The sequence below is a fragment of the Microbulbifer maximicatervae (SeqCode) genome, assembly GCF_052468295.1.
In genome coordinates this window covers 695,433-708,511 of sequence record NZ_CP174340.1, presented here as the reverse complement: position 1 = coordinate 708,511, position 13,079 = coordinate 695,433, and the positions used below count along the sequence as shown (strand labels likewise).

Sequence of the window (13,079 nt, the reverse complement as noted above, 5' to 3'; positions counted from 1 at the left end):
AGATAATACACCTAAAAATGCCTTGTATTCTCAAGATCCAGAGACAAAACTCACTCCAAAATTAATCTCCCTGTCACTACACACGTAATAATGAGTAAAAATATAAAGCGCAATAAACCAGGACGTTAAATAAATTAAGACCCAAACCCCTTGGGATGCTGCTTCCCGGCGTCACCTATTACTTCCCAAGAGGCCTTTGAGTCAACCCATAAATGATGAACCACTTTTAGATTCTCGTTACCATCTACCAAGCTTCCTGCAGGAATGTAAGTATTTAAAGCATCATTATCTCCGGGCAGAGTCGAACCGCAAGTAGCGCAAAAATTTGTATGCCAATCATGCCCGGGCTTAGACCAATACTTAAGGTTCTCCTTACCTTTAACCCAACTAAACTTCTCGGTAGGCACAATAGCTACAGTAATAGCGCCACTCCCTGTGGAACGACGACAGATTGAACAGTGGCACATATATAAATCTGTGAGGGATTCTTGTATCTCATAAGCTATCTCTCCACAATTGCATTCACCTTTAGTCAAAAAGACACTCCTTTTTAGTAATATAAAGATACAAAGCCCACATATCTGAGACATCTACACCACCTTGTATAGATTTTAACCGATCATAGAGCCCCAAAAGAGCATCTATTCGCACTGAACAATCCCTCCAGCTAATTTTAACTCCGGTATTAGCTATCTGTTCTACAATAAATGTCTCAGGCTGAACTTCCGCTCCAAATAGATAAAATGTTATCAGAAAGAACAGGCTTTTGTGGTGCGCATATCTATTTGCACAAACCTTAATCTAACCTTATTTCTCTCAACATTGATTCAAGTTTTCGATAGTTAATGGCTAATAGAGGCTGAGTTGAGTAATTTATAAAAGTCAGCGCCCACACACTTAGTGTGGCGCTCACTTTCTTATCTGGTGAAAGGATTCTATACAACTTAACAGGTTGCTGCGGAATCAACCGGGGCTTCATGTATCGTGAAGACCGGAAATATCATTAAAGAATTTAAAATTTAGCAAAATAATGATAGATACAGAGAACTAGGCGTAGCTTAGTGTAAATTTTATTTAGGTCTAAGGGCCTCAATAAACTTCGCATCTACCCACATTATTTCAAAATTCGGTGGAGTACAACGCCGACAGTAGAAAAGGTAATTCCCATCAGGTGTTACATATCCACCACCATCTTCCCCTTCTGTATTGATATTATCACCGAAGTTAATCGCCGCACCCCATGAGCCATCTTGTTGGCGAAAACTGATGTACATATCGCTATCACCATATCCACCCTCTCTTTCACTATCCCAGATAATGTAGGACTCATCAGGAGCAATAAACGGGTGAGCAGTCCACTTACCTGTATTTATCTGCTTTCCAAAGGGTTTTGGCACTTCACGCTTACCATCTAACAGACGCGAATAGCGAAGAATACCATCTCCATTTGAACCTACTTCATCAAATACAAACGTTCCTTTTGCAGAAGCCGTAAGGCGCATGATACGAAAGTCTTCAAATAGTGGCCCCAGGCTTTTAGGTTCTGACCAACCATTATCAGTGCGCTCTCTGTATCGATTTCTAGAATACATTGTTTGACCATCAGGTGAGATAGAGCCACCCCAGGCCACTTCCGATTCATACCAACGATTACCCTCAAGCTTGAATACAACTTTCGAAGACTCGCCACTTTGGTGATATCTTCTTGTAACGTAGTACTCCTGCATATCAGGCGTGAAGTAACCACCCCAATCCCGATACTCTTTCGAGGGATTAGGAGCGAATAACTTTGGAGTTAACCCAGGAGGTTTCTGTCCAAGATAGGGCCCTTCAAGAGCTGTCGGTGTATCCTGACTATAACTGTTAACACTCAAAATTAGGAGTGAGAGTAGAACCATTGAAATACAAAGGTGCCTCATGACATATCCTTGCTTAAACATGAAGTAATAAGCAACCAATGTATCTATTCAGGCTTTATAACACCTGACGCCCATATGAATTTTGTCTGATTCTTGTGAGAAGAGGTGTGATCTGCCGACTATTTGTATGAAATATACACAAAAGCGACTCTATAGCGAAGGTTCAGACCTCCCTTTTGCCCTCCATATATACTGACCTTGCGGCTCATTTAGTATTGCCAATCCACACTGAGCACTCAGTTACAGAGAGAGTTATCGGGACACGACGATCTTAAATTTATAGATACACCCTCAGATATCCACCTATTCGCTGTAAGTAAATCCACAAGTCTGTCCAAAAGAATAGATGATGATGGAAACTATGGAGTAACGAGCACTATTTTCTAATATCAATCGAATGATCAATTTTTATTCTGCGGGATTAAGAATGAGCGATACTTTAGTCCCAATGGCTGCTGCATTTTCTACCAGATAGACATCAATCTGGTAGAAAGTGCAGCTCAATTAGATACATTGCCTGAAATACACTTACTTAGATCTCTACCGATTGAAGTTAAAGTATCGTCAAGTGTATTGGTTGTCGTTAGGAAGTCATAACTAACATAGATTGATATGTTCTAGGCTAAATACATCTAGCACCAAGTCCCTTAACAGCTTTCAACCAGGAACCCTGTTGATTCTTATCAGACATAATCATTGAACCAAATAAATTAACCTCTGCTTTCGAGAAGCCGCAGTATTGAAGAGTAAATCGATCAAGCTGCTCTAATACTGGCTTTGCTTGTTCTTCTAAATATTCTGTAGGGGCATCCATTGTCAAAATTATTCTTGATGTTTTGCCTTTAAGAAGCTGTATCGGTTCTGCACTACCACTCTCAAATTTAAAGGTAGTTCCGGGAAGAAAAGATCGATCAATCAAGCCTTTTAGCTTTCCTGGCAATCCGCCCCACCAAATAGGCGACACCACAACAATATGCTGTGCCCATTTAAGAGCCTCTTGAAATTCAGATAGACAATCCTCCAATACTTGATAATCATCGTACCCAAACTCTAAATTCGAATTGAAGTCCATTTCCGACAGGTTATATCGCCGAACATTAGCCTGTCTCTTTGCTTCAGACTCATAGACATCGCTCAACTGCTTAACAAAACTGTTCTTCTTTGGATTGCCATTTAAAAGTAGGATATTTTTCATCTCGTCATACTATTGCTTAAAGACATGATGAAAAGTCTACCGTCTCCCCTTAAGGGGAGGGTCAAGGCTTTTATGACAGGAATCTATAGACGCAATACATTGATCAACCTTCTCAGCTTTATTAGAAAGTGATTCCAATTCAGCCTCAATTTTTCTTTTTACTTTCTTCAGAAAAACGCTGATTCGAGCCCAATCAACCTCTCCATTATGGTACCGAATAACATCCTTCAACTCAGCCAAAGTCACCCCAAGTACTTTGGCTTCTGAGATCAAAGTAAGAATTTCAACATCTTCTGCCGTATAGACTCTATATCTGCCCTGCCTTTTAGGAACGGCAATAAGGCCTTTTTCCTCATAAAATCTTATCGCTTTTACAGTGAGATTCGTTCTTCTTGACACCTCTCCTATAAACATACAGACCTCCTACCTATGCTCAATTTCCCGTTGAGATTACAGCCTATGAAAAATATTCATCACATGAAAGGAGCCTTCCATGAGTTTGGGACCTTCGCAGCTCTTACGGGTACCTAGTAGAAACCCATAAGAGCCGGGGCTCACTTCTTACATTCTCATGCTTTCGGCACAAACATTACGTTGGAGAACGTAAATACGCAATACCGCAAATTAAGAAGAAAAGGTCCTCTAATTTCCTGTAATAAATTCAGACGGGGAACCTAACTACGTAAATAAACTACTACTAATGGCAGTAACACCTCTATGCCGCCTCATACGCATCTGGCAAGTATGGCTAGTATCTGGACTACCTCTTACTTGATTTTCAATGGTCAGTGAGAATGTCTATTCAGAGAAACCTTAGAGACTGGTAGATTTTAATTAGAGGTACTCTACTGTATACCAAAAAGCTCTAGCTAAGTAAGTCTGGAGTTGTACCGCTCGCTTTAAGCATGTGGCCTATCCCCATGTCTTTTTGTTTCAGGTTAACAAATAGCTTTGAAGTAAAAACACCAAAGGGCATTTGAGCTACACCTGTCTCTGTACCGGTCGGCGTAACAATGGCATAACTAGGTGTTTTATAAGGCTTAGCCTTTTTACCTTTGGCTTGATTAATGATAACGCTCGCTAAGATGCCTCCTTGAACATTTGCTATATAGCCGTGCTTATTTTCATCCAGAGTAGAGCAATCACCTATCGCATAAAGGTTAGAATAACCCCTAACCCGCATATATTCGTCCACTTTAATTAATCCCATCTTATCTAACACACCGGGTAATTCTGTTTTTAGAAACTCGGTATTTGGCGACATACCTACACATTCATAAATCAAGTCTGCCTTGAAAGTTTCTTGAGTATTTATAGAACGGTAAATTGCACCTTCTTTAACTAACCGGGTATTGAGATGTACGCTAACACCCTTAGCCGTAAGCTGTTCTAGCGCCTTGTTCTGAGCTTTAGGCTTAAGATGGCCAAGTAGTACATCTTTAGAATGGACTAACGTCACGGTTTTATGGGGATAAGCGCTGCTAATTTCCCCGGCCAGCTCCACACCCACGGTACCGCCTCCTACAATCAAAACTGACTGAGATTTCGCCAGTATTTTTTGCTCATTCCGCATTTCTTGCTCACGCTCGGAAATCGTATAAGCTGATGTGGATTTAGCTATCGGCAAGGTTGGGTAACGACTGCCTGTCGCGATAACTGCCTGCTTAAAGTGGATCTCTAATCCATTTGATGACCTTGCTATCCGGTCATCCATGGAAACCACATCTGCTTGAACAAAATCGCTCTGAATAAAGTCACGATAATATTTACGTGGATTAGCAGTCAGTAAGTTAGGCGCTATCGCATTACGTAATGTGGCAAAGGTCACTTCAAAATGGTCCTTTCGGTCAACCAATACCACCTGCATACCCTGCTTAGCTAACTTTTGGGCCACAGAAACACCAGCAAAGCCTCCACCAACGATTAACACGTCTGTCCGTTTGATCATAACTCGCCTCAATATCGTTCAACTGTTCGGATAAAGCGCGACCGCTCGCAATGCCTCACGAACATGTCACTTTTGGATAAGGAGATAAGGATAAAGTTAGACTTAAGCTAATGATATTAACTATAATCTAACCTCTTGTTAGCTTTTGACTAACATGTTGGTTTAGCTGATATCGGGTGATGATACCGCGCAGGTATGTAGTAAAAAGGTGTATGCAGACTCCCAGCTTCTGCTGGCAGAAGAAAAACAAATAGCTGGTTTACGTTACTCATTCAAAATGATCAGCGGTGTTGATGCTGTCCAGTTTGCAAGCACTGGCAAATGGTATCAAGTGCAGATTACTCATGTTGTCAGCACAACAGAAAAGATGCTTCACAAAAGAAAGCCAGTTAATGGCTATTTTCAGTTTAAGATCCTCAAATATGCTGCATCAGAAACTGACCTATATTTTCTCTAAGCTCACGCCACTATGACTTTGGAACAATTACGATATTTTAAGGCGATAGTTGAAGGTGGCTCGCTAAAAGCTGCTGCCCAAACACTTCACCGAACACAGCCCACTATAAGCGCCGCCATCAAGAAATTAGAGGCGGACCTCAATCTACAATTGTTTGATCGGGACCAATACAGGAGCACACTCACAGCTGACGGCAAAGCCCTGTATGAACAATCCAAACATGTACTAGCTGAAGCCCACTCGTTTGAGAGCTTAGCTAAACAGCTAGTCGCAGGAGAAGAACTGGAAGTAGGTATTGCGTTTACTTCCGCCATACCAGTCGGCCCAATACTCAGCGCAATCCGTCAGTGCAAAATTGAGTACCCAAAAACACGCTTGGAGGTCTATTCCGAAAATGGCCTTGGGCCACTGGACTTATTGAAGGGAGGCCAGGTTTCCATAGCTATTATTCCGTGGACTGAAACTTACGACCAGCTTGAATCCATTCATCTAATGAATATGAAATTCATTTCTGTGATCGCTGGCGACTCTCCCCTACTTACCCAATACGAGGAAGTCCCAAGGCAGATTATGCTACGCCATCCCCAGGTGATCATCAGTGGTAGGAAGTCATCCACTAAAACCTACGGGGTGCTTGAAGGGGGCGATCAATGGAGAGTCAACGATTTTCCAACTAAAAAAGAAATTATTCTTCAAGGTATGGGTTGGGGTACGCTACCAGAACATATGATAGAAGCGGAGCTTGAACAGGGCTTATTAGCTCCCATTGCAGTGGAAGGGATCCCAAAACCGCAAGAACTGGAAGTACGCGTGGCAAGACAAGCTTCTAATCCAATGGGCCCCGTAGCAAGTTACCTTTGGCAATTATTCCTAAAGCTTCAGGGTTTTCATTAAAAAACACTTACGATATTTCGACCAAAATTTTTCAGATTCTTTATGTTTAATATATAGATTCTAAGAATTTGAAGCTGACCTACCAGGTGCTTGTATTTTACGAGAGAAACTCTTTGGCTCCTCATTAACTAGATAGTAAGAAAATGAATCATTCCAACCAGCTACGGCAACAGGCTGATACTCGGATAGTGCTGCAATAAGATCGCAACCGCCCTCAAAATTAAACTCATCCGCTCTTCCAAGGGAAATTCCCAGATAGTTACAGAGGGCTACAGCATCAAACTTTTTTGGTGTCTCCCTGAAGAAGTACCACTCATCGTAGCTGTCCGTAAAAAGGAATGATTCGAAATTTGGCTCACTAATGATGGGCGAAACAGCTCGCCGATTACTCGTATGCCAGCCCAAACTGATATCTTCTTTAGTGAGCCTCATAGGTTTCCTTCCAAGAACACCTGAATCAAAGGAGGTATTTATAGCTCTAGAGCCTTGAATCAAAGGATAAATTTCAAGAAAAATATCTGCTAGGGAGCCTCTGAATAACTCCGTAATGCCTCTGCGGGTCTTGAAGGCTGCAGATGTTAGGCGCAGCTCGCCGTGAATGGCCGTAGTCCTTTGCAAGAGCTGCAACGCAGCAGCTGTGGCCTTTAAGGCCCGCCCTTCGGGGCTTGCAGAGCGATTCACACTCCGCGTTGCGACTTCTTGAAAGGTCTAGACATTCCTGCGAAGCCGCGCCTTGATTGTGAACCGCTCTGCATGCCAGAGGTATCACGGAGTTATTCAGAGGCTCCCTAGATATTCCTCATTATCCTCAATCCAATAATAACTTTCGAGGATTCCTTTTCTTCGCATAGTATGCCTCCCCAGCTGCCAGTAAATGGACTTAACAACATTAGAGGCTGTTTCATAACTTGAAATCTGCCATTCTCACGCAATTACAGGGAAAAAGTGCAGCAATAGTGAGCCGATTCAAGTCAGAGTTAGCCGATGGTCAATGAAAATTGATCGAACCTTGTCTTTCTAAGTTAAAACGAGAAAAGGGAGGTCCAAAACCCATTGATAATCGAGCTTGTTTTAAAGGCATCCTGTGGGTTTTGCGTTCTGGAGCACGATGGAAAGATCCTCCTTTATACTATCCATCACCGAGTACATGCTGGAGAAGGCTTCAACTTTGGGAAGAGCAAGGTGTTTGGTTACAGGCATGGAGAAGATTCCTGGGGCTGTTGGATCAATAGTCTTTGCTTAACTGAGAGGCACCATTACTTCGACCTCACCAGCAGAAGTAAAGTTATTACACCCATTACTTGATGTTACATATAAAAATTGAAAGATTCATCGTTTAGTTTATGGTAAGGCGGCGGACTCTAATCCTCTTCGAGATAGTCTATTGTGTCCTGGAATTGACCTTATCTGGTCACACAGGATAAATAGGAAAAAAGCCTCAAGGCAGGATAGTAGAAGGCTCAGAAGGTATGCCCTCCGTTGGAAAGTTAAGCAGATTTTATGTGGCTAGTAAATTACCGCCGTTTGGTTTTTTTGAGGGGAGCGATATTTGTCCATTTATCGTGCTTTTTCTATGTTGCATGTATGTTAATTACGTTAAAGAAGTCATGGAATAGCTTCTAGTTATTTTTATAGTTTTAGTTGCCTCAATTATAAACGGCTGTCAAATTAGCTAAACACGTAACAAACAGCAACAGCATGATCACTTGAAAAACATACGGACTAGACGGGCTACACTTCACTTCGAGCTCTCTTTACAGATCTTTAGGCGTAGATAGTTACGCTAATACCATTCACAGATCCATTTAACAATATGATAATAAAATGAAGAAATTGCTCTTTTTTACAATCGCTTCTTTTTCACAATTATTCCTAATTACCACTTATGCTAAGCCAATTTTTAGCAACCTTTCTGGCATCGGTGGTGTCCGAAGAGAGACGTAAATCAATCTTGGAATGAGTGCCGACAAATCAAACCTCCGATTAAAGCGATATTGAAATTCTGCCAAATAGCGCTGTGCATATTTCGGCCTAATAGCATGGTAAGTGCTACGTAGCGCACTCTTTAAATTACCAAGTACTGTATTTACCCAATAGAACTCAGGCTCTTCAACAGAAGCTCGGCCACCACCACAAACAATTTTGTCATGTACACAACCGGCCTCCTTAATGGCATTGAAGCATGGAAGACCATCTGAGATGACTGTGCTGCCACTGCAAAGGTACTTTTTACTCCAGGTTGAAATTTCACTGCTTTTGAAGCCCTTGATAATTGAGAGCTTAATACGGGTTGGGCGTCCCTCCTTGGTTGTTTCAACGGCCGCCACAAAGGGAGTTTTACCCTTGGCTCCGCGCCCGGGCTTGCATCCAGTACGCTCACCACCGAGATAGGCATCATCTAGTTCAATAAAACCGGACAGTTTGTATCGTTGGTCTCGCTCCATCATCACTTGCATGAGTTTCTGCTTCATACGCCATGCTGCGTTGTAAGAGATACCTAGATGTCGAGATAGCTCCATAGAGGAAATGCCCTTCTTATCCTGAGTAATCAGGAAAATACCGAGAAACCAGGTGGTGAGGGGGAGCTTCGTGGAGTCAAAAATTGTACGAGAGGTAATCGATGTCTGACGCCGACAATGGTTACATTGCTTAAGCTTGCGATAAGCGAGGTCGCAATGCTTGTCATGCCCGCAGTGAGGACAACTAAAGCCATTGGGCCAACGCCACTGCGACAGTGCATCGAAGCACTGTTCCTCGCTGCCGTACATTTTGAGGAATTGGGTCAAACTAATACCCTTCTGAAACTGTACCTTGTTGCGAGCCATGGCGTATTCCCTTGCAGATCAACGAGATAGCTGTATTTATATACAGTTACGCATAACTTAGCAAGAGTGGTAATTAGGCAATTATTTTGCTAAGCTATGATGCGACCTCAATCGCAAGGTCCGATCCTAAAAAGTAGACTTTGACACATATAATCTAAAAATTTTTGTTGGGGACGCTTGCTTTCCTATGACCCGATATAAATATATAGTTAGGTTCGAGCAATCCGCATATCCCAATATTTCGATATAAAATAAATAAGGCCAACCCCTATTTTTATAAGCAAGATCCATAAATAGAAAATACGAGGCATCTAACTATGAAGCTCACCAGTGCGCGAAATATCCAAATCATAGCTTTTCTGCTGTTGGCGCTAGTAGTTACACAGGCACTCTTTACCATGCTGTATGTTGCAGAGATTAACCCCTCACGGCAACTTTTCTGGGGGCTGGAGGGCTTGCTATTTACCATTCTTTCAGCTTTTGCTGGAGCGGCCATGGTGCAGACTAAAAACCACCATGTAGGGTGGTCCGCTATTGCATTCAGCTCTGTATTCAACGTGATGCAAGTGAGCATTGGCGCCACTATGTTTATGCCATTTCGGGAGGTCGCTAGCCAATTAGAGGCGCTTGGAGCTGCGGCGGGGGCCGTTGTGGCTTTTTCATTTATGATCTATTACGCGGCGAAATTTTTGCTGGGCTTTGCCGCTCTTATTTTTGGGGTTGCCAAAATGAATGGGAGCTCCAAAGTGCTGGGAGGTTTGACTGCCTCAGTTGGCGTTATTGCAATGTTTGCTAATGCTATTTCGATTACGTTTGGACGTGATTCCTATTTACCCTCATCCGTTGCTGGAGCATCGGGTGTTCTTGCAACCTTACTCTTGGCGATTTGTCTTTTGACTATTACCCGTGAGGACTAATACACGAAATTCAATCTAATAATCAAGTCGGGCGTGACTTCACAACAGATTGCTCGGCCGCCCATTTAAGACTTATAGAAAGAGACCTTTATAGTGGATGAACTAATATATAGCAAAGAAGAGATCCTGTCGGTTCTTAGAGATATCAATGAATTCGTGGTCTCACTGGATCAAATAAATAAAGTACACCACGAGTTTGGTGAAGAGGCATGGAAAGATGAAATTATTGATTATTTTCAGAGTGCAAGGGTAAGTGATAGGCTAGCGCAAGTACGCTCGATGCTTTCAAAACCGTTTCCGAGTGAGATTGGCCCCGATGATATGGATGAGCTGGAGAGAGAAATGCAGGGGGTACAGTATTGGACTTTTAAGGAGTACCTAGCAAAGAAAAATAGCAAGGGGTAGCGTAGGGCGTTTAGCAATGTGTTCGATTACCCCCCCCAGGAAAGAACAACTCACCCCACTTTCCAGAAACCGCTTATCGAAAGCGTTAAATTTCGGTAAGGTGATCGGTTATTAATATTTAAGAAAATCGTTTCCAGCCTATCATAGGCTTTCTTAAGGAGCCATCTACAAAAAAGAGGGACATGCTCGTAATGATATTCTCAAGTAGCATCGTTACACTTTACAAGACTAGTCAACGCCATTTACTATGAGGGTTGGATCTCCATTCTTGGGCTTCGAAGGCTTAAATTAAAAACTTGCCTCTCACGGAGCGCAAAATTATTGTGTTAAACGACATGAATAAAATTCGAAGAAAAATCTTAACCAAAATTACTTTAATTATTTTCCTAACAGGTATAGCTTTCTATATGTCCATTGTATTTGGGTAGAATAAACCTGTAAGTTACATAAGGAAAAATCAATTCCGAGCTTTCCCAACAGGTAACTTATTGGTAGATGAGCCAAAATTATTTGGGCGAGATGAATTGCCAGACTTTATTTATATTTCATCTGCTACAAGCGACCCTGTGGTATTGGAAGCTTCTGTTAAATATGATGACTCCGAGTACTATAGATTGATCAGATACAGATCAGGATTTTATTCAAATGGGAAGAAATATGCCTTCGTTGAGGAGGGTAAAGGTGGCTGGTTTTCTTTGGACGGAACAATAGTTTCAAATCCTGGCTGATACACGGGTAGGATAAAATCAGTGAGCTACGAAGTAAGAATGGGCAATATATATTTCGCAAGGTAAATACTTACCAAACAAAGACACTCGATATCAAAAGTACCACTTCAAACCTCTCCACTATTCAATTGTTACACACCTATCTGTAACTTTGCCTTACCACCCTTTCTTTCTGTAAAGTAATGGTTATTTATTATACGAGGGTTATCAGTGCGAAAGGAATTCTCTAAGGCTTGGCGAAGTCCGAGTCATTGCGGCATAGAGCTTTTTCACGCCTACTTCCATAAGTTTTCCTTTGCCAAGCACTGGCATGATGAACTCGCTATTGGAATCTTCCTTTCTGGCGTAGAAAAGCTCGATTATCGCGGTGAAACAGTGACTCTTCCTCAGGGAACCCTTGCTGCGCTTAATCCAGGGGAGATTCATACCGGTTTTTCCGGAAGTGACTCCGGTTGGTACTACCGTATGTTTTACTTTGACACGGCGCTCATTGAGGAAACCCTCAGGGAACACACTCTGCTGAATCAAACACCCGTACCATTTTTGAAAGGGCCACTATTGGATGATCCTGAGCTTTTTCAGCTCCTTTACAAGCTACATAGCAGTCTTGAAATGAACGCTTTATCCCTTTCAACAGACTCTCTACTCACCCTGGCAATTAGCCAGCTCTTTGCCCGTCACGGCGACCAAAAGATCTACCCGAAGTCATCGTCTAACAAACAGGGAGTCTTGAAGGCCCGTGCTTATTTACAGGAAAACTGGCAAAGAAATGTGACACTGGATGAATTGTGCCAATTAACTGGCATGAGTCGATATCAGCTAATTCGTAGTTTTAATGCGCAGTTTGGCGTTCCTCCACATCAATTCCTAATCCTCCTAAAAACCCAAAGGGCCCGAGCATTATTTCGTACGGGAGCCCAGGTGGCTGAGGTGGCTATCGACTGCGGTTTTTTTGATCAGAGCCATTTGAGTCGAAACTTCAAGCGTGCTTTCGGTATCACACCTGCTCGCTACTTAAAGTCTGCACAGCGCAATTTCGTACAAGAACCTTCCTTCTACTCCCTTTAAGCTCCCCTATCTCTGGGAAAACAAAGCGCACCGTTAAACAGTGTGAGCTACTTCTCATAGCGATATCTCTTCTATGACATGAGTAATATATATGAGCTTAGAGTTTCTATTAGCCTGGTTGGCAGTAATGTTCCCACTAATTTTTAGCCCAGGACCTGCCAATATCACCTTTGCTGCAGCCGGAGCCAGCTTGGGTATTCGTCGCTCCTTACCTTTACTGGCAGGCATAGACATTGTATTTCTAATGAAGGCCTTATTGGTTGGCTTCGGATTTATGAGCTGGCTAATTCACTACCCTATGGTAATGACCATCTTACAGTGGACTGGTGCCATCTACTTAATTTACCTTGCTTACGTTTTTATAAAGCCTAATAAAGAGCCTGGAAAAACTGCCACCAAATCGGTAAGTATTTGGCAGGGAATGCTGATTCAAAGTATGAATATTAAAGCTTGGATGATAGTAATTACTATGTTCTCTGTGTTCGCACCAAAGCAAGAGGAGAGCAATGAAAGCAGTGTTATCACCTTGATTATTATGATCACCATACTCAACTTTGTGACACACTTTTCATGGATCGCTTTTGGTCGGACCTTATCGAAAGCACTTATCAGCGATAAAAATAGAAATCTGCAAAACAAGCTTTTTGCACTCAGTCTGCTTCTTGTCGCTGTGTGGTTAATTGCTGATAACCCAACCGCTATTAGCCTAAAGGCTGTATGACT

The 13,079-nt window shown here is 42.3% G+C and carries 15 protein-coding genes; 8 read left to right on the top strand and 7 right to left on the bottom strand.

The genetic code is table 11. The features are described 5' to 3' along the window. Window positions 1–134: 134 nt before the first annotated feature. The 5 genes from ACJJIQ_RS03560 to ACJJIQ_RS03540 all read right to left on the bottom strand — a co-directional run bounded on the left by ACJJIQ_RS03560 (window position 135) and on the right by ACJJIQ_RS03540 (window position 5,062). A complete protein-coding gene (locus ACJJIQ_RS03560) occupies window positions 135–536 on the bottom strand; it encodes a GFA family protein (protein ID WP_445363724.1) in 402 nt (133 codons plus the stop codon). Between the two features lie 534 nt (window positions 537–1,070). Continuing rightward, window positions 1,071–1,958: a TolB-like translocation protein gene (locus ACJJIQ_RS03555; protein WP_445363723.1), complete on the bottom strand. Its 888-nt coding sequence runs from the start codon at window positions 1,956–1,958 to the stop codon at window positions 1,071–1,073. A 583-nt stretch (window positions 1,959–2,541) separates the two neighbouring features. After that, a complete protein-coding gene (locus ACJJIQ_RS03550) occupies window positions 2,542–3,114 on the bottom strand; it encodes an NAD(P)H-dependent oxidoreductase (RefSeq protein ID WP_445363722.1) in 573 nt (190 codons plus the stop codon). Between the two features lie 36 nt (window positions 3,115–3,150). After that, window positions 3,151–3,528, bottom strand: coding sequence for a MerR family transcriptional regulator (locus ACJJIQ_RS03545; RefSeq protein ID WP_413662780.1), 378 nt, complete (start codon window positions 3,526–3,528; stop codon window positions 3,151–3,153). Between the two features lie 451 nt (window positions 3,529–3,979). After that, entirely contained in the window at window positions 3,980–5,062 is a 1,083-nt protein-coding gene (locus ACJJIQ_RS03540) for an NAD(P)/FAD-dependent oxidoreductase (RefSeq protein ID WP_445363721.1), read from the bottom strand. Between the two features lie 208 nt (window positions 5,063–5,270). On the opposite strand from ACJJIQ_RS03540, the gene ACJJIQ_RS03535 reads away from it, so the two are divergent. Together ACJJIQ_RS03535 and ACJJIQ_RS03530 are read left to right on the top strand one after the other, a co-directional pair. Next, window positions 5,271–5,519: a hypothetical protein gene (locus tag ACJJIQ_RS03535; protein WP_445363720.1), complete on the top strand. Its 249-nt coding sequence runs from the start codon at window positions 5,271–5,273 to the stop codon at window positions 5,517–5,519. A 12-nt stretch (window positions 5,520–5,531) separates the two neighbouring features. Next, a complete protein-coding gene (locus ACJJIQ_RS03530; RefSeq protein ID WP_445363719.1) occupies window positions 5,532–6,413 on the top strand; it encodes a LysR family transcriptional regulator in 882 nt (293 codons plus the stop codon). A 60-nt stretch (window positions 6,414–6,473) separates the two neighbouring features. On the opposite strand, the gene ACJJIQ_RS03525 is transcribed toward ACJJIQ_RS03530, so the two are convergent. After that, window positions 6,474–7,094, bottom strand: coding sequence for a hypothetical protein (locus tag ACJJIQ_RS03525; protein WP_445363718.1), 621 nt, complete (start codon window positions 7,092–7,094; stop codon window positions 6,474–6,476). 317 nt (window positions 7,095–7,411) lie between these two features. Between ACJJIQ_RS03525 and ACJJIQ_RS03520 the strand changes: the two genes are divergently transcribed. Then, window positions 7,412–7,645 (top strand): transposase, encoded by a 234-nt coding sequence (locus tag ACJJIQ_RS03520; RefSeq protein ID WP_445363717.1) that lies wholly within the window; start codon window positions 7,412–7,414, stop codon window positions 7,643–7,645. A 651-nt stretch (window positions 7,646–8,296) separates the two neighbouring features. Here the strand turns inward: ACJJIQ_RS03520 and ACJJIQ_RS03515 are convergent. Then, a complete protein-coding gene (locus tag ACJJIQ_RS03515; protein ID WP_445362153.1) occupies window positions 8,297–9,238 on the bottom strand; it encodes an IS1595 family transposase in 942 nt (313 codons plus the stop codon). Window positions 9,239–9,555: 317 nt separating this feature from the next. Between ACJJIQ_RS03515 and ACJJIQ_RS03510 the strand changes: the two genes are divergently transcribed. The 5 genes from ACJJIQ_RS03510 (at window position 9,556) to ACJJIQ_RS03490 (ending at window position 13,077) form a co-directional block, all read left to right on the top strand. Next, the gene (locus tag ACJJIQ_RS03510) at window positions 9,556–10,155 is read left to right on the top strand and encodes a thiamine biosynthesis protein ThiC (RefSeq protein WP_445363716.1); all 600 of its coding nucleotides are present in this window, start codon (window positions 9,556–9,558) and stop codon (window positions 10,153–10,155) included. A 93-nt stretch (window positions 10,156–10,248) separates the two neighbouring features. Then, window positions 10,249–10,560, top strand: a complete 312-nt coding sequence (locus ACJJIQ_RS03505; RefSeq protein ID WP_445363715.1) for a hypothetical protein — start codon at window positions 10,249–10,251, stop codon at window positions 10,558–10,560. A gap of 488 nt (window positions 10,561–11,048) precedes the next feature. Continuing rightward, complete coding sequence (locus tag ACJJIQ_RS03500; protein ID WP_445363714.1) at window positions 11,049–11,288, top strand: hypothetical protein; 240 nt, start codon at window positions 11,049–11,051, stop codon at window positions 11,286–11,288. Window positions 11,289–11,498: 210 nt separating this feature from the next. After that, on the top strand, window positions 11,499–12,356 hold the full coding sequence (locus ACJJIQ_RS03495; protein WP_445363713.1) for an AraC family ligand binding domain-containing protein: 858 nt from the start codon (window positions 11,499–11,501) through the stop codon (window positions 12,354–12,356). Window positions 12,357–12,447: 91 nt separating this feature from the next. Further along, window positions 12,448–13,077 carry a LysE family translocator gene (locus tag ACJJIQ_RS03490; RefSeq protein WP_445363712.1) on the top strand — a complete coding sequence of 210 codons (630 nt, stop codon included), beginning with the start codon at window positions 12,448–12,450 and terminating at the stop codon, window positions 13,075–13,077. Window positions 13,078–13,079 lie beyond the last annotated feature (2 nt).